This is a genomic window from Bradyrhizobium sp. 61, assembly GCF_023073075.1.
GTDB classification, from domain to species: Bacteria; Pseudomonadota; Alphaproteobacteria; order Rhizobiales; family Xanthobacteraceae; genus Bradyrhizobium; species Bradyrhizobium barranii.
Genome location: NZ_JADPIU010000063.1, coordinates 32,083 through 55,529, shown reverse-complemented (window position 1 = coordinate 55,529; position 23,447 = coordinate 32,083). Strand labels below are relative to the sequence as shown.

Below are 23,447 nucleotides of genomic sequence, written 5' to 3'. Positions count from 1 at the left end.
CTGGGCATTCCCGGGGAGGATCGCTTCGCGAGGTGCGTAAGCCGCCTGTCCGAATGGTTTGATGGGCGCCCATATCTATTTGATTTTAATATGCTTATCGTGAATCTTCGCCGCCGCCCGCGGATCGCCCCGAATGCAAAAGGCTGGGGGCAAGAGGTTGTTTCGGGATAACAAAACGCTATTGTCGCGCCCCGGTCCGGGCGCCGCGTGGCGCCTGACCGGTCGCCATGTCCATGGCGGACCCATTTTGCGGCACCGCTCGTTCAAGACCGCACCAGACCAGGTTTCCAGGACTTTTATGCCAAGCAAGGTTCGCATCGCGCTTGACGCCATGGGGGGCGACGTCGGCGCCGCCGTGGTCATTCCAGGCGCCGCCATCTCGCTTCACAGGCATCGCGAGATCGAATTCCTGCTGGTCGGGGACCGCGCCAAGATCGAGCCCGAGCTCGAGAAGCATCCCGCCCTCAAGGCCGCTTCGAAGATCATCCATACCGACGTCGCCGTCGCCATGCACGATAAGCCGAGCCAGGCGCTGCGGCGCGGCCGCAAGACCTCCTCGATGTGGCTCGCCATCGACGCGGTGAAGAAGGGCGAGGCGGATGTCGTGATCTCCGCCGGGAATACCGGCGCGCTGATGGCGATGTCGCGCTTCCACCTGCGCACGCTGCCGGGCATCGACCGCCCGGCGATTGCCGGGGTATGGCCGACCAAGCGCGGCGAATCGGTCGTGCTCGACCTCGGTGCCGCCATCGGTGGCGACGCACACCATCTGGTGTCGCTCGCCGTCATGGGCGCCGCGATGGCGAGCGTCCTGTTCGACAAGCCCCGGCCCACGGTCGGCCTGCTCAATATCGGGACCGAGGAGATCAAGGGGCACGAGGAGATCCGCGAGGCCGGGGACAGGCTGCGTGCGGTGAACCTGCCGGAGCTCGATTATCTCGGCTTCGTCGAGGGGGATGGTATCGGCAAAGGGCTGGCCGACGTCATCGTCACCGAAGGCTTCAGCGGCAATATCGCGCTCAAGGCCGCCGAGGGAACCGCACGGCAGATGGCGGAATTACTCCGCAACGAGATGCAGCGGAGCTGGCTGTCCAAGCTCGGCTACCTCTTAGCGCGCAGCGCCTTCCAGGCCCTGCGGGACAAGATGGACCCGAACAAGTCCAACGGCGGCGTGTTCCTTGGATTGAACGGGATCGTGGTCAAGAGCCATGGTGGAATCAGCTCCGAAGGCTTTGCCTATGCGATCGATGTTGGCTATGAGATGGCTCACTACGATCTCCTGAACAAGATCAATCAGATGCTCAACCGCGAGGGTGGTGCACTTAGTTCCGTGCAGACCGCGCAGGAGGCTGTTTCGTGACTCAAATTCGTTCGGTCGTGCTGGGCTGCGGCTCTTATTTGCCGGAGCAGGTGGTGACCAACGCCCAGCTGGCGGCGCGCATCGACACGTCCGACGAATGGATCGTGCAGCGCACCGGCATTCGCGAGCGGCATATCGCGGCCGAGGGCGAGTTCACCTCGCATCTGGCGATCAAGGCGGCACAGGCTGCGCTCAGCGACGCCAGCGTGGATGCGCAGTCGATCGAGCTGATCGTGCTGGCGACCTCGACGCCTGACAACACCTTCCCCGCCACCGCGGTCGCGGTGCAGCACGCGCTCGGCATCAACCATGGCGCGGCGTTCGATCTCCAGGCGGTATGCTCGGGCTTCGTGTTCGCGCTCGCCACCGCCGACAATTTCCTGCGCACCGGCGCCTTCAAGCGGGCGCTGGTGATCGGCGCCGAGACCTTCTCGCGCATCCTCGACTGGAACGACCGCGGCACCTGCGTGCTGTTCGGCGACGGTGCCGGCGCGGTGGTGCTGGAGGCACAGGAGCAGCCGGGCAAGGCCGCGACCGACCGCGGCGTCGTGACCACTCACCTGCGCTCCGACGGCCGCCACAAGGCAAAGCTGTTCGTCGACGGCGGTCCGTCCTCGACCCAGACCGTCGGCCATCTGCGCATGGAGGGCCGCGAGGTCTTCAAGCACGCGGTCGGCATGATCACCGACGTGATCGTCGACGCCTTCCAGACCACCGGGCTCAATGCCGACAGCATCGACTGGTTCGTGCCGCACCAGGCCAACAAGCGAATCATCGACGCCTCCGCCCACAAGCTCCACATCGCGCCGGAGAAGGTGGTGCTGACGGTGGACCGCCACGGCAACACCTCGGCGGCCTCGATCCCGCTGGCGCTGTCGGTGGCGCGCAAGGACGGCCGCATCAAGCGCGGCGACATGGTTCTGCTGGAGGCGATGGGCGGCGGCTTCACCTGGGGCTCCGCGCTGGTGCGCTGGTAGAGCCACAATCGATAAAATTTTGCCGGAATTAGCCGCCATTATCGATGCGCCTGCATTGATGAGCGCTGTTGACCGGCGTATCGTAACCTCATAATTTCAGACAACAATTGTTCGCCGTGATGTGGGGCAGGGCGATGACCGACCAAAGCAAAACCGTAACGCGTGTTGATCTCTGCGAGGCCGTCTACCAGAAGGTGGGCCTGTCGCGCACGGAATCGTCTGCCTTCGTGGAACTCGTCCTGAAGGAGATCACCGACTGCCTGGAGAAGGGCGAGACGGTGAAATTGTCCTCTTTCGGCTCCTTCATGGTCCGCAAGAAGGGTCAGCGTATCGGCCGCAATCCGAAGACCGGCACCGAGGTGCCGATCTCGCCGCGCCGCGTCATGGTGTTCAAGCCGTCGGCGATCCTGAAGCAGCGGATCAACACCCAGCATCGCGGCAATGGCGACGCCAGCAAGGCTCAACCCGAGGCGTAACCGCCTGCGCGAAGGATTAGGCATTTGGACAAGGCGCCGGATGCGTTCCGAACCATCAGCGAAGTAGCGCAGGAACTCGACATTCCGCAGCACGTGCTGCGGTTCTGGGAGACCCGATTCTCCCAGATCAAGCCGATGAAGCGCAGCGGCGGCCGCCGCTATTACCGCCCCGACGACGTCGATCTGCTCAAGGGCATCCGCCGCCTGCTCTACGGGGAGGGCTACACCATCCGCGGGGTGCAGCGGATCCTCAAGGAGCACGGCGTCAAGTCGGTGCAGGGCCTCGCCGACGGCGCGGCCGCGGTCTCGTTCGGGGCCATCGAGGATGCCATCGGCGCCAGCCTGATGGAGCCCGACGACGACGACGAGGCGCCCATCAAGGGCGTCACGGATGCCGATGAAGACGACTACCAGGGCGACGAGGAGGAAGGCATCGACTTCCGCTTCACCGAGGTCGACGACGAGGACATCCTCACCACCTTCCGCAAGGGCGGCACTCCCGCCGCACCAGCCGGGCCCAGCGCCATCGACCGGGAGCGGCTCGGGCGGGTGCTCGCTGACCTCGTCGCGTGCCGGGAGATGCTGGATCAGGCGCTGAAGGACGGCTAGGGGCGCTTTTCGCGAGCTTTGCCTGCAGTTCCGGGGCTGTGGGCACGGACGCCAAAATGCTGCGACCTCGCCTTGCGCAAAGCGGCGATCCTAGCTAATGGAACGACGTTCGGAGCGTGGCGCAGCCCGGTTAGCGCACTAGTCTGGGAGACTAGGGGTCGGAGGTTCAAATCCTCTCGCTCCGACCATTTTTCTCAACTCATCTGTCGGGTGGATTAACCGTTGGCGTGGAGCCTGCTCCCGCGGCGTGACGCATGCGCGACGACCGGTAGCGGGCGGCTGCTTCTGGGGGCGGAAAATTAAAATGTCGAAAACAACCCCATGCACAGTAGCGAACCCATTGGCGAATTATGTTTTTCCGAAGTGGTTTGACGCGTCGGGCAAAACAGGGGCATGATGTCACCATGCCAGCCTGTGGGACGGGGGAATATTCACGACAGCTGCTTCAATCCATTGCGTCGCAGGGACTTGGGAGGCGCGACGTCCGGAGCGGAGTTGTCTTCTCCCCGCGCTATGATGTGTAACCTGTCCCGGCGGCAAGCAAGTAGCGTCCGCGCCGCGCGAGTTTCACGGTAGTCAACCTCCCGGTTGCGAAGGCGCTCGGCCTAGTGCTTCCAACGTCCGTTCTGCGCCGCGCAGACGAGGTGATTGAATGACATCTTGCTGATGAAGTTCACCAGACCTCATGTCTTGCGTCGGGGGTTGCTAGGATGGGTAGGTAGTCCGCTGCCCTTGGCGAGGTCGCGGACAGGTTTAAACGGTTTGGTAAGAATGGAGTCTTGATACTGGGACGGGCTTGGGGACTCACGGGGTCCCTTAGATGGAGCGTTCAGCGCGATCCAAACGAAAAGTAAGTCGAAAGCGCTGGGTTGTTTGTTACGGTAATTTTTCTATTGAATGTCGAGACGAAGATGGCGCGAAGAATTTGGCAGCCAAGCTCCGTAAGCGCCGATACCGTGTCACAGCCCGGACAGCCGATGGCGTCTCGCCTTCGTGGCGAGTAGAGCCAGACGAAATCGACGAGTGGATATCTTCACCCACGCGCCCTAGTCGTTCGCCGCGGGTTCGGCCTACGAAGAAACGATGATTTGCGAAACACTCGAGTTGGATCGCGGCTTCAGCACGTTGGTTTCGCCCGCGTCTAGTTCAACTTCGGACACACTCTAGCCCCGATTTGGCTGCTGGAATGCTGGCTCTCGCGACTCACCTGGAGTTGCAGCCAACTTGGGTCGAGATTGGTTCCGCAGGAGGAACGAGCGCTCCTGTAGCTATCCTGCGATCGGTCTTGCGTGTGATCCATCGCAAGGCCTGTGAAGGCCCCGGTCTTCCCCATTGGCTGGGGCCTTCCTTTTGCGCCAGATCACAAAAATATTGGCATCGCGGCGTCTGAGGAACGACTCTCCAAGGGAGAGATTGAAAAATCGGTCTGTGGCGAATCTGGACCTCCTCAAGGTCTCGCCATCCACCCGGAACGGCCCCACCGTCCGACGCGCGTTTGGCGATGGGCCGGTTTTCGTAGGTATTCACTCAACTCCCGCCGGCTCACAAAGTCGGCGGGGTTTTTGAGCTAGCCGTCTTGGCATCGGACTCCGAAGTTGTCGCAGGTGCGAGCGAAGGCTTCTGTAGCATTTGCGTCTTCAAAGCAAAAAAGTGTGCCGACGTCGGCACGATCGATCCACCAGTCGACCTTGTTCGCCTTCGCAATGCGGGAAGCCTCTCCGCGCAGTAGGTCGAGCTGTCTTCCGGCGGCATGGACTATCAGGCAATTTTTCTTGGGCATATGTTTTGTCCTCAATAGGAAAGCTGAATTGATCGCCATCAAAAATGGAAAACTCATGGCCATGGGCTCGGCTCAATGCAGCCCGCAGATAAATCAACTGCTTAGCAGGATGCCCGCTCTCCCGCGTAGAGCGGGCATGAGGCGACGTTTTCGCAAACTACCTCAAATATCCCACCACCATCCGCGTTGTCTCGTCCACCAGCGTCCGCACCATCTTCTCCGAGAGCATCTCGGCCTGGTTCAGCACCGTGTTGTGCGCGACCGCCTCGATCGCACTGACGCAGATGAAGGTCGCCAGTCCCGGGTCGATCTTGCGCATCTCCTTGCGGCGGCTTTCGAGATAGGCGCGCACGAGGGTGTGGACCTCGCGGTTGAAGGCTTCGACGTCCTTGAGCTGGCCGGTGCGCGGGATCTGCTCGGCAAGCACCCGATGTAGTTTGGGATCGATACGGTGGGCTTCGATCGCGACGGTGACGAGGCGGCGCACGGCTTTGTCGATCGGCAGGTCGGCGACCTCGGTGAGGGCGGCACGGACGATGCCCATGATCTCCTCGTTGTGACGGTCGATCACGGCGGCGACGAGCGCCTCCTTGCTGGGAAAATACTGATAGAGCGAGCCGACGCTGACGCCGGCGATTTCGGCGATCCGGTTGGTGCTGGCTTTCTCAAAGCCTTCGCGGACCAGAATGCGAGCGGTTGCCTCGACCAGCGCGTCGACGGTGGCGCGCGATCGCGCTTGCAAGGCATTTTTCCGGGGTTTTGTCGGCGGTTTGCGCGCCATGGGCCTGTGATCCGAATGCGAGTAGGAAAAGCGAGCGAATGCTCGCATTATATCCGCATGTGGCGGCGGTCGACACAAGCCTTTTCGTCGCCCATACAGAGAGCCCGGTCTGGAGGAGACCTGACATGAGCGTTGCAAAGATCGCATCGGCCTTCCAGTTCTGTCCGGGCGGCCGGCTGTTGGGGATGCGGCCATCCGGCGATCCCGCGCCGAGCCTGCAGAGTCGTTGCTTCAACGCGCTGTTGCGGCAGCTTCCGTTCAAGAAGCACCTTGCCTCGGCCGAGGCCGTGCAGGCGCATGTGCAGAAACTCGCATTGCAGCCGGCCTCCTGCGAGCCGACGGGTTTGGGCCGCGGCGTCGAGGTGACGTTGACCAAGATGGGCGGATGGCCGGTCTATTACACGGCGCCATCATCGGGCCATGAGGGCTGCAACCACGTCATGTTCTTGCACGGCGGTGGCTTCATCAACGAGATCGTGCCGGCACATTGGCGCTTCGTCGGCCAGATGACGCGCAGGGCGCGCGTCGTCTGCGTGGTGCCGATCTATCCGCTTGCGCCGCGTGCCACCGCCAAGGATCTCGTGCCGGCGACGGCCGAGCTGTTGCGGATGCTGCTGGAGGATGTCGGGCCCGCAAAGGTCACGGTGGTCGGCAATTCCGCCGGCGCGGGACTGGCGCTCGCTGCATGCCAGTGGCTGCGCGATCGCGGGCATCGGCAGCCGGGCCGGCTGATGCTGATCTCGCCCGCGGCCGATGCCTCGGTCAGCCGCCCGGAGCAGGTCGAGATCGCAGGCCGCGATCCGATCCAGGACATTCCGGGTATACTTGAGGCGGGGCGGCTCTATGCCGGCGAGCTCGATATCGGCCATCCCTTCGTCAGCCCGCTCAACGGCGCCTTCCGTTCGCTCGCGTCGATGACAATCTTCTCGGGTACGCGCGATTTGCTCTATCCCGATAGCGTCGATCTCGCGGAGCGCGCGAGGGCGGCGGGCGTGCCGGTCGAGCTGCATCTGCTCCGTGATCAGCCGCACAATTTCGCGCTGATGCCGACGCCGGAAGGGCGACAGGCGCGTGCGATCATTCTGCGTGCAGTGGCTTAAAGGGAAGGCGTGATCGTCGTCACAGGGGCGCGCCGCCGCAATGGGGTCTGGCGCTAGCGGTGCCCGCGCGGAGAGACCAGGCTACCTCCGGGGCGTTTCCTCATCCGTAGTCTTGCGGGGCCTTAGGCGTGGCCCTTGATCTCGTAGTGACCCGGCACGCATTTGTAGCGCTCGAGGCGCCAATTGGCGTGATAGATCGGATGCTCGCCCATCCATTTGGCAAGCGGGGCCTGTGCGCCGATCGCGCACTGCATCATCGACATCTCAGGCGTCATGTTGCTGTCGGTCACGATTTCCTCGATGCAACTGCCTGAGCTGGCTGCGCTCAGCCGGCAGAGCACGGCAACCACGGTCACGAACATTCCTGTCACCTCATCGGTAGTTTCAGACCACGAAGAGGATGCAAGCGGAGTGCCAGAGCCTGTGACACAAACAACACGCTGATCTGGCCGACTCGACCCAGCGTCCAACCTCATTTGATGATTCGGATTGTAAAAAAATTGCCCCTAAACCGAAGCCGGGCAAATACGGGGAATCCCCAAGGAAAAGGGCGAGGAAGGACGCAGGAATGAGCGATTGTGGGGGCAGCGCCGCGTGAACCGCCCCTTCACAAGGCCTGCGCAGCCGATAGGCTCGAAAGCGGACGGATACTCGTCAAGAGAGCGGGACCGCCACAGGACCAAAGGAAACGCGAGGGCAGACCATGAAGGCACGACCGACCGGCGTGATCCCGCCGATGACGACGCCGTTCCGGAAGGACGGCGAGATCGACCTTGGGCTCGTGGCGCCCCAGGTCGACTGGATGATCGGCGCCGGCGCGCATGGCGTCGCGGCCGGCGGCTCGACCGGCGAGGGCCACACGCTCGATCACGAGGAATATCGCGACCTGATGGCCGCGACGGTCGAGGCGGTGAAGGGACGCATTCCCGTGATCGCCGGGATCATCGTGGACTCCACGCGCGATGCGATCCGTCGCGGCAAGCTCGTGCGCGACGTGAATGTCGCAGCGCTCCAGGTCACGCCGGTGCATTATCTGTTCAAGCCCGATGACGAGGCGATGGTCGCGCACTTCCGCGCCATGGCGGACGAGACCGGCATGCCCATCATCATCTACAACGTGGTGCCGTGGTCCTATCTGTCACCGGCGCTGCTGGTGCGGATCATGACCGAGGTGCCGCTGGTGGTCGGCGTCAAGCAGAGCGCGGGCGATCTCAAGCTGTTCGCGGATCTCATGATGATGGCGCCGGACAAGCTGATCTACAGCGCGGTCGATGCCCTCATGTATCCGTCCTACACGCTCGGCGCCCATGGCTCGATCGCCGCGATCCTGACCGCGGCGCCGCATGCCTCCGTCGCGCTGTGGGATGCGGTGAAGGCGGGCGACCATCCGCGCGCGCTCGACCTACACAAGAAGCTGTTGACGCTGTGGAACGCCGTGATTGCCGACAATCTGCCGGCCTGCACGCGTTACGCCCAGACGCTCCAGGGCTTGCCCAGGACCTATCCGCGCGCACCGATGCCGGAGGCCTCGCCGGCGCAGCAGGCCGCCACCCGCAAGGCGCTGGAGGTGCTCGGCGCGTTGAACGGGGTGCGCGTCGAAGCGGCCGAATAGTCCGCGGGCCGAAATAACTGATGTGAAGATGGCAGCGCCGATCCGCTTTTACCTGCGGATGCGGCGCTGCTACATTTTGCGCGCGCCGCGATGCGCGGCGCCAGCTGTGAAGAAACATACCGACAAGGGGAGGGACAGAAGTCCGATGAAGGATTTTGCAGGAAAGATCGCCGTCATCACCGGCGGCGGCACGGGGATGGGACGCGAGCTCGCACGGCAGCTCGTCGCCGAGGGCTGCAATGTCGCGATGTGCGACGTCTCGGAGGCCGCGATGGCCGAGACCAAGCGGCTCTGCGAGGTCGAGAAGCTGCCGCAGGGCCTGCGGGTCACGACCCATGTCGCCGACGTCTCGATCGAGGATCATCTCAAGCGGTTTCGCGATGAGCTCGCCGAGCAGCAGAAGACCGATCGGATCCATCTCCTGTTCAACAATGCCGGCATCGGTGGCGGCGGCAGCCTGTTCACCAACACGCGCGAGCAGTGGGAGCGCACCTTCAACATCTGCTGGGGCGGCGTCTATCTCGGCGTGCGCACCTTCCTGCCGATGCTGGTGGCGGCGGACGAGGCCCACATCGTCAACACCGCGAGCGTCAACGGCTTCTGGGCCTCGATCGGCATGGGACAGGCGCACACCGCCTACAGCTCGGCGAAGTTCGCGGTGAAAGGATTTACCGAAGCGCTGATCAACGACCTTCGCCTGCACGCGCCGCATGTCAAATGCTCGGTGGTGATGCCCGGCCATATCGGCACCTCGATCGTCTCCAATTCGCGCAAGGTGCAGAGCGCCGACGGGTCGGAGCGGCTCAATGCCGACGAGGTCGCGCTGACCCGCAAGCGCATGGTCGCGGCTGGCGTGCCGGATGCTGACAAGATGTCGGACGAGGACATCCAGGCTGCGTTCGCCGAACGCGCCCGCAGCTTCCTCGAGGACGCACCGACGACGGCCGCGCAGGCCGCGAAGATCATCCTCGACGGGGTCAAGGCGGAGCGGTGGCGCATTCTTGTGGGCGAAGACGCGAAACGTCTTGACGAGCGGGTGCGCGCTACGCCGGAGCAGGCCTATGACCGCGCCTTCTATGAAAGCTTTACGCAGGAAGTTGGCTGGCGGCTCGGTTGAGTCGGTTTGGCTGAGACTGTCAACGAAGGTCCGCGTATGTAGGTATGACGACCATCATGGCAAGAGGTGCGGACGTATTATTACACAGGTAATTTACATGTTACGCAGGTAACTTTACGTGCCACCTCTTGCCACTTTCCGACGCCTTATGACGATTTGGAATGTCACGCATGCGACATGCTCCGTCGTTCAAGCAATGTTCAAGCGATGGTGATGTGAAACGGGTCTCATTCGGCGCACGGCAGCTTGGTTGGTGAACCAAAATAGTTTAGTCGATCAGGGGTAACGCCATCATAAAGCGTAGCTCCGATGATACCCGCATGCCTCTCCGACGACTGGATCCTCTGCCCGGAGAGAGAGGATATTTCCGCTGAATTCACGCGGCTCCTCACCGCGGCGCAGGAGGGGGGCGCCACCATCGCAGAATGCCTGATGATCGCGCGGCAGCTCAAGCAGGGCGGCGAGCAGTCCTGGCATCGCGAGTGGAAGCGGCTGGCGCAAGCCAACCGGCAGCGTGCCGAGGCGGCGTTCGCGGAAGGCCACATGGCGACCGCGCAGCGCAACTGGCTGCGCGCGATGAACTACTACGGCGCGGCCGCGATGCCGCTCGACCAGGCCGACGAACGTCGCTGGGTCGCGGTGCTCGCCATGCAGGAATGTGCGCGCCGCTTCCTCACCGCGCGCGGTCCGGCTGGCGAGGTCGTCACGATTCCCTGGGCCGATGACGGACACGTTTTGCAAGGCTATTTCCTGCCTGCATCCCCGGCCGGCAAGCGGGCTCCGACCGTGATCTGCATCGGCGAGCCTGGACACCGCAAGGAAGAATTCCTGTTCAAGCTCGCGCCGCATGCGCGCGAACGCGGACTGTCGATGCTCGCGCTGGACCTGCTCGGCGACCAGCGTGACGACTATACCGACACGCTCCTGCAGCGCCGCGACCTCGAGAGCTCGATTGCCAGCGTCATGGATTATCTGGAGACACGCGGCGACGTCGATTTCGATCGCGTCGCCATCGTGGCCGACGGGTGGGGCTCTTCCTTCGTCGCGCGCGCGGTGTTGCAGGAGCCGAGGCTCGCCGCGGCCGTCTGCGACGGCGGTCTGTGGGACCTGCACGAACGATCCTTCTTCGCCAGCCGCTTTGCGATGAGCGACCTCAGCATCGTCCCGGTGCCGTCGGCGCCGTTAATGGCCTCGAGCGTCGACTGTCCGGTGCTGATCACACTCGGCGAGGACGGCTGGCTCAAGGCCGACCGGGCGCGCCAGATCGTGCAGAAGTCGCGACTCGGCAGCTCCGACATCGTGCTGAAGGTGTTCACCGCGCAGGAGACCGGCGCGGCACAGGCCCACGCGGACAATCCCAGCCTTGCCAACGAATACATATTCGACTGGCTGGAATCGCAACTGGGCGCCACGGGGCGGCGGATCTGAACGCCGCCCGCTGTCCTAAAGCGCGATGAGATTGGGATGAATCGTCATCGCGCTTTAGGTTGTTGTTTGAGCATGATCTCTTCGGAAAACCGCTTCGCACTTTTCCGGATCATGCTTTAGTAGTCGAGGGATATCCTGACGCAGGCCTTTTCGAGCCGGGTCTTCAGCGTCGCGAGCTTGCCGGTGAATTCGGTCAGTTCGTTCTCGTCGAATTCCTGGAAGACGAATTCGCGGATCGTTTTGTACTGCTCGTTGAGGCTTGCGATGTGCTTCTGCGTCTTCTCGACCAGCGACAGCCGCACCACGCGGGCGTCGGTCGGCGAGGGCCGCCGCCGCAGCAGGCCCTTCTTCTCCAGCAGCTTGGACTGGGTGGTGACGAAGGACGGATCGACGTGGAGCAGCTTGGAGACCACGTTGACGGGCACGCCGTCGTCCTTGTCGAGGTCGGAGATCGCCATCAGGATCAGCCATTGCGGACCGCTGATGCCCAGCGTTCTCGCCCAGAACTGACGCAACTCCTCCAGATACATGTTGATCGACGAAATTTCCCAGGTGAAACGCCTGATGATATCGAGATTGCCGATGGAGCGGAGGCGCGCCCCTTCCTTCCTGGTCGCTGACACAGCGTCACTCCCGTGATCTGATTCTTTTCCGGCCGGTGTCTTGCACGGCCATAGTCCACGCAAGTCTGCCCTGACGCAAGTGCAGAGCAGGGTAATTTTGTCACTAAAACTACAAAGATGATCAGCTCAGCATATTCCCTCACTCGCGGTGTTGCGCGCGGGGCACAGGTTTAGTGAAACAACAAAGCTGACTAAATAAACTATTTTGATTAGCGGAACGGCGCAGGCATATTGGCCCGTGACGGTGGGGGGTACTCAATCGTCCCGTTGCAGGTGGTTCGCTCACGTCCCTCGCGTCGATGCGGGTGTGTCCAAAAGCGCGAAGCGGCCGAGCGGATTTGAAAAGACGGGGATCTGGGGGGCCTCACGGTCCGGTCTCCGTAAAATGAGCAACTTGGAGGTTTTATATGAAAGTGGTGAAGAGCCTTTTGCTCGGCACTGCGGCGGGTCTGATCGCCGTCGGCGGAGCACAAGCGGCCGATCTTCCGGTCAAGGCCAAGGCGGTCGAGTACGTCAAGATCTGCTCGCTCTACGGCGCGGGCTTCTACTACATCCCGGGCACCGACACCTGCATCAAGCTCGGCGGCTATCTGCGTGCTGAAGTCGCGCTCAATGCCGGCGGCAACTACAGCGCCGCCTACAACGGTGTTTCCGGCGCGAACAACCGCCTGTCGAACTACTATTTGGCGCGCGCTCGCGAGGACCTCAACATCGATACCCGTACCGCGACTGAGTACGGGGTGGTTCGCACTTACTTTGACGCGGTGTTCACCTGGACGACCGATAACTATACGGGAAGCGGCTCGGCAACAGGCGCGACCGTTTACTCGCAACTCGGAAGCACGGGCGTGTCTGCGCCGAACAACGCAAGCTCGGGCACGATCTCGGGTGGTACGCTCGGCGTCTACTATGCGTTCATCCAGTTCGCCGGCTTCACCATGGGTAAGTCCGTGTCGCAGTTCGACGCGCCCTGGACCAACTATCCCGGCAACAACTTCGACCAGCTCGTCGGTGGCAGCGGCTCCGTGAACGGCGTCGCCCAGTTCACCTACACGGCCGATTTCGGCCAGGGCGTGACCGCGACCGTTTCGGCGCAGGACCAGACCCAGTTCTTCACGACCAACATCTGGAACACCGCCGGCATGTCCACCAGCGGCGTCCTCGGCGGTGCTTACGGCTCGAACGATATCGGCGGCACTAGGTCGCCCGACATCGTCGGCATGGTTCGTGTCGACCAGGCCTGGGGCCTGTTCCAGGCGTCGGTGGCTGCGCACGACAACCACGTCGCCTACTACGGCGCCACGGAAGTCACCGGTCATCCGGAAGACAAGTGGGGCTGGGCCGTTCAGCTAGCTCTGCAGATCAAGAACATCCCGACCGGTGCTGGCGACGTGATCAACATCTCGGGCGTCTATACCGACGGCGCGAGCCGCTACAACTTCCAGTCGCTGGCGGCGACCAGCTACTCGATGTTCGGCGGTTCGGGCAGCGCGTATCAGAGCATCGGCTTTGCCGGCGTGTCTGACGCGGTGTTCGGTCCCAACGGCCAGCTCGAGCTGACCAAGACCTACGGTTTCCGTGGTGCCTACACCCACAACTGGAACCCGTACTGGAATACGGCGCTCTACGGCGCGTGGGCTGCGGTCAACTACAGCGGCACGGCGAAGGGCCTGATCTGCGGCAGCGCTGCGTTCGCCTCGCTGACCGGCACCTGCAACCCGGACTTCAACATCGGCCAGATCGGCGTCATCACCCGCTGGACGCCGGTCAAGAACCTGACCTTCTCGGCTGACTTCGTCTACAGCCACCTCGACCAGAAGTACTCGGGCGTGATCACCACCCCGGCGCTGGCGTCGGTTGCCAAGCCTGCGGCAACCTACGAGCTGAAGGACCAGGACACCTACAGCCTGCTGCTGCGCGCCCAGCGCAACTGGTAAGCTGAAGACCGTTCCGATCTGATAGAGCCCCGGCGGGAAACCGCCGGGGCTTTTTCATGAAAGCGGCCTTCGGAAAATCCGGCAACACGTTGCAAACGACGAAGACGAGCTATGCGAATCGATCGCCCTCAAACTTATTTACTTACCTGAGTTGATCAGCTATCTTGTTTTCAGCCGATTACGAAAGTCACGGCTCTTAGCTTCATGCTAAGCCTCCAGAAACCTCCGGTGATGCCCCGCCGGAGGTTTTTCGTTTTGGGATTTTCCTTCAGCCGCGCATCACACGGGCGCGCGAGTTCGGCCGGTAGGCGAGGCGGCTGTGGCCGACGCAGTAGGACTGGCCGTCGGGCGCGGTATTGCCGCAGAAGCAGAAGTCGTCTGCGCCCGGCGTCGAGATCGGCCAGCGGCAGCGATTCTCGGCGAGCTCCAGCAGCGAGCAGCGGTTGGCATCGTCGATCGGACCCGCGACCACAGGTGTGTCGGTGTCGCCGTAGATCGTGGCGAGCATCTCATATTGCAGCCGCGGTACGGCTCTCGTCCCGCGCCGCGGCGCGAGGCTCCGCTCGAGCTTGCGCTCGTCGCTCGTCCTGCCGCGCGTGAGATTGAGCCGGGACAGCTTGCCGATCACCGCGTTGCGGCTGACGCCGATGTCGGCAGCGATCTCGCTGCAGGTGAGGCCGGCCTCGAAGTGCTGCTTCAGAAGCTCAATTCGTTCGTTGGTCCAAGTCGGTGAAGAAGCAGTCGGTGAAGAAGTTGGTGAGAGAACAGGCATTGTAACGGTCCCAGGTTGCAGATGTCGGCCATCCGCCTCTCGAGATCCGTCCGCCTCACGTCCGGCGCGCCCTCACGTTCTGCCGTTGTCGCGAATCGACAGAAGCCCGTCCTTGATGGCGAGACGGATGCCTTCCTCGATCAGTGTGCGTGCGACGCCGGGAACGCTGGTGCCGTGGGTGCCCTGTCTCACCAGTTTTTCCAGATAGGTGATGGTCGAGAGCGCCAAGGTTACGGGAATGCGGTCAGTCTCGGCTTTTTCGGTGGCCATGGCCGAACGCTAGCCTCTTACTCGGGTACATAAAAGTAACGATTAAGACTCTATTTAGGTTCAGGGGTGGGAGTCAAATCCGGGCAAGACCGGTGTTTCAGCTCATTGGAATCACTCGGGAAATCAGGCGCAGCGCCGCGCGCCGCGCGGGATGCCGAGCGGCGGCGGAGTGGAGACGGGTCCGAGCAGGCGGGTGCGGCTAGCCGTGCACGATCGCCTTTTCGATCATGCAATGGATGCCTTTGCAGCCGTTGACGGTCTGCGTCACCCGCAGGTCGGCGGCCAGGCTGCACAGCGTGTAGGCGTCCTCGCGCGACAGATTTCGCGTCTCGCCGAGCAGAACGATCATGTCGCGCAGCGCGCGCACCACGCACTGGTCGAGGTCGGGATCCATGGCCATGGTCATGTAATGCGTCGCCGTCTCGGCGCGCGGATAGTCGAACCTGAGGTCCTTGCGCAGCGTCAGGCGGAAGCGGCCCTGGAGCGCGGTCTCGATCGCGGTGACGCAGACCTCGCCGTCGCCCTGCACACCATGGCCGTCGCCGCAGGAGAACATCGCGCCCGGGACGAACACCGGCAAAAAGAGCGTCGCACCGGCCCCGAGTTCCTTGTTGTCGAGATTGCCGCCCATTGCGCGCGGCACGAGCGAGGAGATGCGGCCCCAGGCCGATGGTGGCGAGACGCCCATCACGCCGAAGAACGGCTTGAGCGGCAGATCGAGGCCCCAGGGCATGCGGCCGACCATCCGCGACCGGTCGAGCGGGATGTTCAGGATGCGCGTTTCGTGGAAATCGTCGGGCAGGGTGCCGGACAGCGGCTTGATCATGTTCCAGCCCCAATCCTGCCGGAGCTGGACGTCGAGGATCTCGACCGCGAGCACGTCGCCGGGCTCGGCGCCCTCGACTGCGATCGGGCCGGTGAGGATGTGGCCGGGCAGCATGCGCTCGTTCTTGGCGTGAACCTCGAACATCTCCGGCGGAATGTGAAATTTGTTGCGATCGGGCAGCATGTCGGGCCCGCCGCTGATGGTGTCGACCGTCACCTCATCGCCGGTTTTGACGGTGAGGACGGGTTTGAGCGCGGCTTCGAAGAAGCCCCAATGGCAGGTCTCGGGGCTTGAATGCAGGTGGTGATGGGTCATTGGCCGCGTCCAATCGGTTTCATCAGAACTCGTCATGAGAACCTGTTATGCCCGGGCTTGACCGGGCGATCGATCCTCTTTCAAGAAGATTTCTGAAGATGGACGGGCCGGTCAAGCCCGGCACGATCATTCCAGCGAGGCTCCCCTGTATTTCATTCTTTCCAAGACCCTCGGCACCGCGCTGCTGCCGATCAATCTCCTGATCGAGCTCGGAATCCTGTCGCTGCTGCTGATGGCGACGCGGTTTGCTGCGGTCGGCCGCAAGCTTGCCGTGACCACGCTGGTGCTGCTGGCGCTGGTCGCGTTCTCGCCGATCGGCAATCTTCTGCTCTATCCGCTGGAGTCGCGTTTCCCGGCGTGGGACCCGTCGCGGGGCGCCCCCGACGGCATCATCGTGCTCGGCGGCTCGATCGACACCGATCTGTCGGCGGCGCATCGCACGCCCGTGGTTGCGCACGCGGCCGATCGCATGCTGGCGCCGGCCGACCTCGCGCGGCGCTATCCGAACGCGCGTATCGTCTTCACCGGCGGCTCGGCGAACCTGGTCGCGACCGAGGCGAGGGAGGCCGACTACACCGCGCCGATCCTGGAAAGCCTGGGCATAGCGAAGGAGCGCCTGATCCTCGAGCGCGACTCCCGCAACACCTGGGAGAACGCGATCTTCACAAAGCAGCTGGTGACGCCGAAGCCGGGCGAACGCTGGCTTCTGGTCACGTCGGCTTTCCACATGCCGCGCGCGATGGGCATTTTCCGCGAGGCCGGGTTCGATGTCGAAGCCTATCCGGTGGATTGGCGGATGGGCGGGCGCGACGGGCTCTTCGCCTTCACCCGCAATGGGGCCGATGGTCTCGGCAAGACCGACGTCGCCGTGCGCGAATGGATCGGCCTTTTGGCGTATCGCATCATGGGGCGGACCGGCGAGTTGCTTCCGGGGCCGGGCAAGGACTAAAACGGGAGCCGCAAAACAAGAACAGAGTACCGGCGCGCGATCGTCGGTCGGGAGGACGCCATGCAACAGCAGAGCGCAGACAGGATCGATCTTGCCGGCCTCGTCGCCGACCTCAACAGCCTGCTGCGGCTGAAGACGACGGTGATCGGCATGAAGCTGTTCGCGAGCGCCGCCGACATGGAGGCGATCCCGAAAATCCGGCGGCCGAACGCGGTCCACACCACCGACCAGATCGTCAGCATGGCTGCACGTCTGGGCTGGACGGTCGGCATCACCGCCGACGATCTTGTCGGTGCGCAGTGTCGCGCCGTGATCGGGCTTGCGCCGCAGGACGAAAAATGGCTCGCCGGCGAAAACTATGTCGGGGTCTGGCACGGCACCGCCGAGGACGCGCGCAAGCGCCAGGAGGCGCTGGACGTGGTTCCGTTCGGGCAGTATCAGGCGCTTGCGGTCAGTCCGCTCGCGAGCGGGCGGCTCGATCCGCCCGACATCTGCCTAGTCTATGCAACGCCGGGGCAGATGATCATCCTGATCAACGGGCTGCAATATACCGGCTACAAGAAGTTCGAATGGGGGGTGGTCGGTGAGACCGCCTGCGCGGATTCCTGGGGGCGGGCGCTGAAAACCGGCGAGCCCAGCCTGTCCTTGCCATGCTATGCCGAACGGCGCTATGGCGGCGTGCCGGACGAGGAGATGCTGATGGCCTTGAAGCCCTCGCATCTCGCCAAGGCGATCGAGGGCATGAAGGCGCTGGCCAAGAACGGCCTGCGCTATCCGATTCCGCCCTATGGGATTCAAAGCGACGTCCGCGCCGGCATGGGCGTGAGTTACGCGAAGAAGTAAAGGTCGACCATGAGCTCAGCGAAATTCGACATCGTCGTCTACGGTGCGACCGGTTTCACCGGCCAGCTCGTCGCCGAATATCTGACTCAGCATTACAAGGGCGACCACGCGCTCAAATGGGCGATGGCAGGCCGTAGCCTCGGCAAGCTCAAGTCGGTACGCGATGCGATCGGCGCGCCCGGGAATACGCCGCTGATTGTCGCGGATGCGTCGGACGCGGCCTCGCTGAAGGCGATGGCGGAGCAGACGATGTCGGTGATCACCACCGTCGGCCCGTATCAGCTCTATGGCGAGGAACTGCTCGCGGCCTGCGTCGCCACCGGCACCGATTATTTCGATCTCTGCGGCGAGCCGATCTGGATGCGGCAGATGATCGACAAATACGAGGCGGCAGCGAAAGAGAGCGGTGCGCGTATCGTGTTTTCCTGCGGCTTCGATTCCGTGCCGTTCGAGCTCGGCGCGTTTGTCGTGCAGGAAGAGGCCAAACGCGTGTTCGGCGCTCCGGCCTCGCGTGTGAAAGGCCGCGTGCGCGACATGCGCGGCACGCTCTCGGGCGGCACTGCGGCGAGCGCCAAGGCGACCTTCGATGCGGTCGCAAAGGACATCAGCCTGATCGCGATCCTGAACGATCCGTTCGCGTTGACGCCGGGCTTCACCGGCCCGAAGCAGCCGAAGGGCAACAGGTCGCTGCTCGAGGAGGACCTGCAGTCCTGGGCCGCGCCGTTCATGATGGCACTGATCAACACGCGCAACGTCCATCGCTCCAACATGCTGATGGGCTTTCCCTACGGCCAGGACTTCGTCTACGACGAGATGGTTCTGACGGGTCCCGGCGAGAAGGGCGAAGCCAACGCGCAGCGCGTGGTGGCAGCCAACGCCGAGAAGACCGGTCCGAACGCGCCGAAGCCGGGCGAGGGGCCGTCGAAGGAAGAGCGGGAGAACGGCCGCTTCGACCTGCTCTATGTCGCGATCGCGCCCGACGGTCGCATGGTCCGTGCAGGTGTCACCGGCGACCGCGATCCCGGCTACGGCTCGACCTCGAAGATGATCTCCGAATGCGCGATGTGCCTGTTGCGCGATGTGACAGACGTCCCGGCCGGATTCTGGACGCCGGGCGCGGCGATGCAGCACAAGCTGATCAAGCGCCTGCGGGACAATGCTGGGCTTACGTTCGAGGTGGAAGCGTAAGGTCCGTGTCCGCGAAGTTCGACATCGTCGTTTACGGCGCGACCGGATACACCGGCCAGCTCGTCGCCGAATATCTCGCTGCAAGCTACGCCGGTGACGGCGCGCCGACATGGGCGATGGCCGGGCGCAGCAGGGACAAGCTCGCCTCCGTTCGCGATGCGATCAGCGCACCCGCTGACACGCCGCTGATCGTGGCGGACGCAGCCGATCCTGCGTCGTTGCGTGCGATGGTCGATCAGGCGAATCTGGTGGTCACAACGGTCGGTCCCTACCAGCTCTACGGCTCCGATCTGCTTGCGGCCTGCGTCGCGTCGGGCACCGACTACATGGATCTCTGCGGCGAGCCGATCTGGCTGAAGCAGATGATCGACAGGCATGACGCGGCGGCGAAGGCGAGCGGCGCGCGCATCATGTTCTCCTGCGGCTTCGATTCCGTCCCGTTCGAGCTCGGCGCGTTCTTCGTGCAGGAGGAAGCCCGTCGCGTGTTCGGAGCGCCGGCGCCGCGCGTCAAGGGGCGCGTCCGCGACCTCAGCTGGAAGTTCTCCGGCGGCACCTCGGCGAGCGCGAGGGTCACCTTCGAAGCAGTCGCGCAGGATCTCAGCCTGGTGTCGATCCTCAAGGACCCCTTCGCGTTCACGCCCGGCTTCGAGGGGCCGAAACAGCCGCGCGGCAACAAGCCCGTTTTCGAGGAAGACCTGCAATCCTGGTCCGCCCCGTTTGCTATGGCGACGCTGAACACGCGCAACGTCCATCGCTCCAACATGCTGATGGGATTCCCGTATGGCCGGGATTTCGTCTACGACGAGATGGTGCTGACGGGGACGGGGGACGAAGGGCAGGCCAACGCGAAGCTCGTCATGGCCGCCAATAGCGAAAAGACCGGCCCCAATGCGCTCAAGCCCGGCGAGGGGCCGTCGAAGGAAGAGCGCGACAGCGGTCATTACGACCTGCTCTATGTCGCGATCGCGCCCGACGGCCGTCAGGTTCGCGCGGCGGTGAAAGGCGATCTCGATCCCGGCTATGCCTCAACGGCGAAGATGGTTTCCGAATGCGCGGTTTGCCTGCTGCGCGACACGCCTGATGTCCCGGCCGGTCTGTGGACCCCGGGGGCAGCGATGCAGCACAAGCTGATCAAGCGGCTGCGGGAGAATGCTGGGCTGAGGTTCGAGGTGGAGGGGTAGGCGCTTTTGCGTGCCTAAATGACGGTGTCGTCGCCCGGCTTGACCGGGCGACCCAGTATTCCAGAGACAGTGTTGTTGAATCGAAAGGCCGCGGCGTACTGGATCGCCCGCCTTCGCGGGCGATGACAGTGAGATTGCCGCTACGCCGCCCGCGCATCATACGCGTACATGAACTCCATGCTCTTCGAGCCCAACGGCAACAGCCATTTCATCATCTGATTGCGGACCCATGCGCCGGTGGCGCTGAACTCGCGCTTGCTGTTGCCGTTGCGGCGCGCCATGGCGACGATCTTCTCGGTGCGTGGCCGCCGTTCGGCCTCGAAGGCCTGGAAGGTGGCGCCGAGCTCCTGGCCCTCCTGCATCAGCCGCGCGAGCCGCATCGCATCCTCGAGCGCGAGCGAAGCGCCCTGGCCCGCGTGGGGGCTGGTCGCATGCGCGGCATCGCCGATCAGCAGGGAGCGCTTGCGCGACCAGGTCGGCAAGGTCGCGACGTCGAGCGTGTCGGTGACCACGATGTTCTCGGCCGCGTCGATGATATCGGGGATCGGATCGTGCCAGCCGTGATGGAAGCCGCGCAGATGCTGTTTCAGCGTCGCGTGGTCGAGCGCGCGGAACATCGCCGCGTCCATGCCGTGCGCGGGCTGCGTGCTCCACCACATCACGCCGTCGTTCGGATCCGGGCCGCAATAGCCGTAACCGAAGAAGCCGCTCTGGCCGAACGTGGTCTCGACGTGCCGGCCGATCGGCCGGCCATCGAGGACGGCGTGCGGCACGAAGCCGCCGAACGCGATCAGTCCGGTGTCGAACGGTTGCGGACCGTCCGGCACGACCTGGCGGCGCACGACCGAGTGCACGCCGTCGGCGCCGATCAGGAAGTCGCCTTCGGCCGTGGTGCCGTCGGAGAAGTAGGCGATGATCGGCTGGTCGCCGCGGTCCTCGATCTTGATCAGGCGCTTCTCGAAATAGAGCGAGACGCAGGCGCACCAGGCCTTGTCGATCAGGATTTCGTTCAGCGTGGCGCGGCAGACGTTCACTGCCGGCTGACCGAAGCGCCGCGCCATGTCACGGTTGATCGAGCCGAGCCGTTCGCCGCTCTGCGAATAGAAGTCGAAGGATTCGGCGATCGAGCCGCGGCTGATCAGCTCGTTCGCGAGCCCGATCTCGTCCAGCACATGCATGCCGTTCGGTGCGATCTGGAGGCCGCCGCCGATACCTTTCGAATAAGGCCAGGCCTCGTAGATCGCGGATTCGATGCCAGCGCGGCGCAGCAGGATCGCGGTGACGGGCCCGGCGATACCGGCGCCGATGATCAGGGCCTTGCGGGGACGGTTGGACATGGCTTGCTCCCGACGTTTCCGTGGTGCTAGGAGGAATTATGGTTGCTAAATCTCTTAGTAGCTAAGATATATATCGACTAAGATATGAGGTCGGCCTTGTCAAGGACGAAGGCGCGCGCGGCGCTGTTGCAGGAGCTCGAGGAGGCGATGCGGCGGTCGTCCGCGCAGGGCGTGCTCTATGGCCAAACGGTTGCGAACGTTGCCGGAATTGCCAATTCCGACCTCGAATGCATGGACATTCTCTATCTGGAGGGCCGCGTTACCGCGGGCCGGCTCGCCGAGGTCACGGGTCTGACGACGGGTGCCATCACCGGCGTGGTAGACCGGCTCGAGAAGGCCGGGCTGGTGCGCCGCGAGCGGGACGAGCAAGACCGCCGCAAGGTCTTCATTTCCGTCGTGCCGGAGACTGCGATGAAGATCGGCCAGCTCTATGTGCCGATGCAGCAGGCGATGGAGAAGGTGTTTGGCGCCTATTCCGACGAAGAGCTGCGCCTGCTGCTGCGCTTCGCGACCGAGGGCTACAAGGGCGTGCTCGCTGCAACCGAGGCGCTGAAGGGACTTCTCGATACGCCGCCGGAAAAGCGTCCCGATCTCAAGTTGAAGAAGCTTCGTCGCGAGACTTGATCTTGTAAGCCTGCGCAGCCGCGATCATGCCCCACATCGCGCCCAGCATCATCCAGAAGTGCCGCCAGTGGTCGGTGTCGATCACAAAGCTCTCGCCGACGGTGCCGACGAAGGCGGAGAAGATCGCGAGATAAGCGCGCTGCCAGGGCACACGGACGAAGATGTGCCTGATACCCATGATCACGGTGGTGAAGACCAGCGCGGGATAGCACACGCCGGAGAGCCAGCCGCCGGACATGAAGGCGTTGAGATAGGAGTTGTGGGTGTCCTCGGGGAAGTAGCGGTGGAATTGCAGGGGGCCGATGCCGAATGGCAGGTCGAGCGCCATCTCCGCGCCGAGGATGTGCCGGCCGAACCGGCCGAAGCGGCCTTCGTCATAGCTTTGGTCGAAGCTTGCGCGCTGCTTGAACATCTCGGCGGTGGAATCGAATGACAGCAGCACCGCGATCAGCGCGAGGCCCAGCACCGCGGCAACGATCGCCATGACGACGATGCGCGAGCGCTGCGCGTTGGTGCGGCTGGTCAGCACCATCAGCGCCAGCATGAAGGCGGAGGTCAGCACCAATCCGCCCCAGGCGGCGCGGGAGAACGCGAGCAGGATCGCCAGCGACATGATGCCGAAGGCGATGACGTTGCGGAACGCCTTGGCAAACTTGTCGGAGACCACGCTCTGGAGCGCGAATAGCGCCGGCAGGATCAGGAAGGCGCCGAGCACGTTCGGATCCTTGAACGTGCCGCGCGCGCGCCCGTAGAGTGTGAGGAGATCGTCTCCGCCGGGAACCAGATGGAAGTAGCCGGCGACCGCCGACAGCGAGGCGACCATCGCGCCGACCACGAGGCCGCGGCGGAGCATGTCGAGCCGGGCCGCGGTGTCTTCCGAGGTGACCATCGCGAAGAACACGACGGTGACCGCCATGTACCAGGAGGTCGCAATCCAGCTCGCCACCTCGGACTGTTCGAACAGCGGGACCGCGCTGATCGTGTAGCCGACATTGAGCAGGACCAGCATCAGGATCAGCGGCATCAGCACGAGCCGCAGGCGCAGGCCGGTCGCGAAGAAGGTGACCGCGGCCAGCAGCGTCACGATCTCGTAGGGGCTCGGCTCGATGAAGACGATGGCTCCGGAGGCGCCGGCCAGCCACACCAGCGCGCGCTGGATGGCCAGCACGCCGGGCGCAGCGCGAACCGCTGCATTCATCTCCCCGGCTGTTGCCGCATACGCCATCACACGCTCACGCTATACGCCACAAACAAGCTGTCATCGCCTGGCTTGACCGGGCGATCCAGTATTCCGCGGCGCGCGTTGCAGAAGACGGCCGGCGCTGCGGAATACTGGATGCCC

General features: G+C 63.6%; 23 protein-coding genes and 1 tRNA gene. 15 read left to right on the top strand and 9 right to left on the bottom strand.

What is annotated here, in order from left to right; translation table 11 throughout:
* The first annotated feature begins 298 nt into the window (after positions 1-298).
* From plsX to IVB46_RS21390, 5 genes are all read left to right on the top strand, one after another.
* Complete coding sequence (gene plsX / locus IVB46_RS21410) at positions 299-1,360, top strand: phosphate acyltransferase PlsX (RefSeq protein ID WP_247302046.1); 1,062 nt, start codon at positions 299-301, stop codon at positions 1,358-1,360.
* On the top strand, positions 1,357-2,337 hold the full coding sequence (locus IVB46_RS21405) for a beta-ketoacyl-ACP synthase III (RefSeq protein ID WP_247302044.1): 981 nt from the start codon (positions 1,357-1,359) through the stop codon (positions 2,335-2,337). The genes plsX and IVB46_RS21405 overlap by 4 nt, the downstream gene beginning before the upstream one ends.
* Positions 2,338-2,471: 134 nt before the next feature.
* On the top strand, positions 2,472-2,813 hold the full coding sequence (locus IVB46_RS21400; protein ID WP_028152484.1) for an integration host factor subunit alpha: 342 nt from the start codon (positions 2,472-2,474) through the stop codon (positions 2,811-2,813).
* A 24-nt stretch (positions 2,814-2,837) separates the two neighbouring features.
* On the top strand, positions 2,838-3,422 hold the full coding sequence (locus tag IVB46_RS21395; RefSeq protein WP_071913245.1) for a MerR family transcriptional regulator: 585 nt from the start codon (positions 2,838-2,840) through the stop codon (positions 3,420-3,422).
* Between the two features lie 110 nt (positions 3,423-3,532).
* Positions 3,533-3,610 (top strand) — tRNA-Pro (locus tag IVB46_RS21390).
* Between the two features lie 1,379 nt (positions 3,611-4,989).
* On the opposite strand, the gene IVB46_RS21385 is transcribed toward IVB46_RS21390, so the two are convergent.
* Together IVB46_RS21385 and IVB46_RS21380 are read right to left on the bottom strand one after the other, a co-directional pair.
* Entirely contained in the window at positions 4,990-5,265 is a 276-nt protein-coding gene (locus IVB46_RS21385; protein ID WP_240537714.1) for a hypothetical protein, read from the bottom strand.
* Between the two features lie 94 nt (positions 5,266-5,359).
* Positions 5,360-5,944, bottom strand: coding sequence for a TetR/AcrR family transcriptional regulator (locus IVB46_RS21380; RefSeq protein WP_223154007.1), 585 nt, complete (start codon positions 5,942-5,944; stop codon positions 5,360-5,362).
* A 164-nt stretch (positions 5,945-6,108) separates the two neighbouring features.
* Here IVB46_RS21380 and IVB46_RS21375 point away from each other — a divergent pair, with 164 nt between their 5' ends.
* Positions 6,109-7,083 (top strand): alpha/beta fold hydrolase, encoded by a 975-nt coding sequence (locus IVB46_RS21375; RefSeq protein WP_247302041.1) that lies wholly within the window; start codon positions 6,109-6,111, stop codon positions 7,081-7,083.
* Between the two features lie 122 nt (positions 7,084-7,205).
* Here IVB46_RS21375 and IVB46_RS21370 read toward each other — a convergent pair whose 3' ends face one another.
* Positions 7,206-7,445, bottom strand: coding sequence for a hypothetical protein (locus IVB46_RS21370; RefSeq protein ID WP_028152628.1), 240 nt, complete (start codon positions 7,443-7,445; stop codon positions 7,206-7,208).
* 341 nt (positions 7,446-7,786) lie between these two features.
* On the opposite strand from IVB46_RS21370, the gene IVB46_RS21365 reads away from it, so the two are divergent.
* From IVB46_RS21365 to IVB46_RS21355, 3 genes are all read left to right on the top strand, one after another.
* The gene (locus IVB46_RS21365; RefSeq protein ID WP_247302038.1) at positions 7,787-8,695 is read left to right on the top strand and encodes a dihydrodipicolinate synthase family protein; all 909 of its coding nucleotides are present in this window, start codon (positions 7,787-7,789) and stop codon (positions 8,693-8,695) included.
* A gap of 145 nt (positions 8,696-8,840) precedes the next feature.
* A complete protein-coding gene (locus tag IVB46_RS21360; protein ID WP_028152626.1) occupies positions 8,841-9,812 on the top strand; it encodes an SDR family NAD(P)-dependent oxidoreductase in 972 nt (323 codons plus the stop codon).
* Positions 9,813-10,121: 309 nt separating this feature from the next.
* The gene (locus IVB46_RS21355) at positions 10,122-11,240 is read left to right on the top strand and encodes an alpha/beta hydrolase (RefSeq protein WP_028152625.1); all 1,119 of its coding nucleotides are present in this window, start codon (positions 10,122-10,124) and stop codon (positions 11,238-11,240) included.
* A 116-nt stretch (positions 11,241-11,356) separates the two neighbouring features.
* Here the strand turns inward: IVB46_RS21355 and IVB46_RS21350 are convergent, their stop codons facing one another.
* Complete coding sequence (locus IVB46_RS21350) at positions 11,357-11,863, bottom strand: MarR family transcriptional regulator (RefSeq protein WP_028152624.1); 507 nt, start codon at positions 11,861-11,863, stop codon at positions 11,357-11,359.
* Between the two features lie 407 nt (positions 11,864-12,270).
* Here IVB46_RS21350 and IVB46_RS21345 point away from each other — a divergent pair, with 407 nt between their 5' ends.
* Positions 12,271-13,800 carry a porin gene (locus IVB46_RS21345; RefSeq protein ID WP_166342048.1) on the top strand — a complete coding sequence of 510 codons (1,530 nt, stop codon included), beginning with the start codon at positions 12,271-12,273 and terminating at the stop codon, positions 13,798-13,800.
* Positions 13,801-14,068: 268 nt separating this feature from the next.
* Here IVB46_RS21345 and IVB46_RS21340 read toward each other — a convergent pair whose 3' ends face one another.
* The 3 genes from IVB46_RS21340 to IVB46_RS21330 form a co-directional block, all read right to left on the bottom strand.
* Positions 14,069-14,572: a GcrA family cell cycle regulator gene (locus IVB46_RS21340; RefSeq protein WP_063982926.1), complete on the bottom strand. Its 504-nt coding sequence runs from the start codon at positions 14,570-14,572 to the stop codon at positions 14,069-14,071.
* Between the two features lie 72 nt (positions 14,573-14,644).
* Positions 14,645-14,842 (bottom strand): hypothetical protein, encoded by a 198-nt coding sequence (locus IVB46_RS21335; protein ID WP_007603456.1) that lies wholly within the window; start codon positions 14,840-14,842, stop codon positions 14,645-14,647.
* A gap of 199 nt (positions 14,843-15,041) precedes the next feature.
* Positions 15,042-15,983: an acetamidase/formamidase family protein gene (locus tag IVB46_RS21330; RefSeq protein ID WP_247302035.1), complete on the bottom strand. Its 942-nt coding sequence runs from the start codon at positions 15,981-15,983 to the stop codon at positions 15,042-15,044.
* A 232-nt stretch (positions 15,984-16,215) separates the two neighbouring features.
* On the opposite strand from IVB46_RS21330, the gene IVB46_RS21325 reads away from it, so the two are divergent.
* The 4 genes from IVB46_RS21325 to IVB46_RS21310 are packed head-to-tail and all read left to right on the top strand — an operon-like array spanning position 16,216 to position 20,144.
* Positions 16,216-16,932 carry a YdcF family protein gene (locus IVB46_RS21325; protein WP_247302032.1) on the top strand — a complete coding sequence of 239 codons (717 nt, stop codon included), beginning with the start codon at positions 16,216-16,218 and terminating at the stop codon, positions 16,930-16,932.
* 60 nt (positions 16,933-16,992) lie between these two features.
* Positions 16,993-17,775, top strand: coding sequence for a DUF169 domain-containing protein (locus IVB46_RS21320; protein ID WP_166342045.1), 783 nt, complete (start codon positions 16,993-16,995; stop codon positions 17,773-17,775).
* Between the two features lie 9 nt (positions 17,776-17,784).
* Positions 17,785-18,963, top strand: coding sequence for a saccharopine dehydrogenase NADP-binding domain-containing protein (locus IVB46_RS21315; protein WP_208087165.1), 1,179 nt, complete (start codon positions 17,785-17,787; stop codon positions 18,961-18,963).
* 5 nt (positions 18,964-18,968) lie between these two features.
* Positions 18,969-20,144 (top strand): saccharopine dehydrogenase NADP-binding domain-containing protein, encoded by a 1,176-nt coding sequence (locus IVB46_RS21310; RefSeq protein WP_247302029.1) that lies wholly within the window; start codon positions 18,969-18,971, stop codon positions 20,142-20,144.
* Positions 20,145-20,284: 140 nt separating this feature from the next.
* On the opposite strand, the gene IVB46_RS21305 is transcribed toward IVB46_RS21310, so the two are convergent.
* Positions 20,285-21,481, bottom strand: coding sequence for an FAD-dependent monooxygenase (locus IVB46_RS21305; protein WP_247302028.1), 1,197 nt, complete (start codon positions 21,479-21,481; stop codon positions 20,285-20,287).
* Between the two features lie 147 nt (positions 21,482-21,628).
* Between IVB46_RS21305 and IVB46_RS21300 the strand changes: the two genes are divergently transcribed.
* Entirely contained in the window at positions 21,629-22,105 is a 477-nt protein-coding gene (locus tag IVB46_RS21300) for a MarR family transcriptional regulator (protein ID WP_166105847.1), read from the top strand.
* Here IVB46_RS21300 and IVB46_RS21295 read toward each other — a convergent pair.
* Complete coding sequence (locus IVB46_RS21295; RefSeq protein WP_247302025.1) at positions 22,074-23,330, bottom strand: O-antigen ligase family protein; 1,257 nt, start codon at positions 23,328-23,330, stop codon at positions 22,074-22,076. The two genes, IVB46_RS21300 and IVB46_RS21295, sit on opposite strands and share 32 nt — an antisense overlap.
* Positions 23,331-23,447 lie beyond the last annotated feature (117 nt).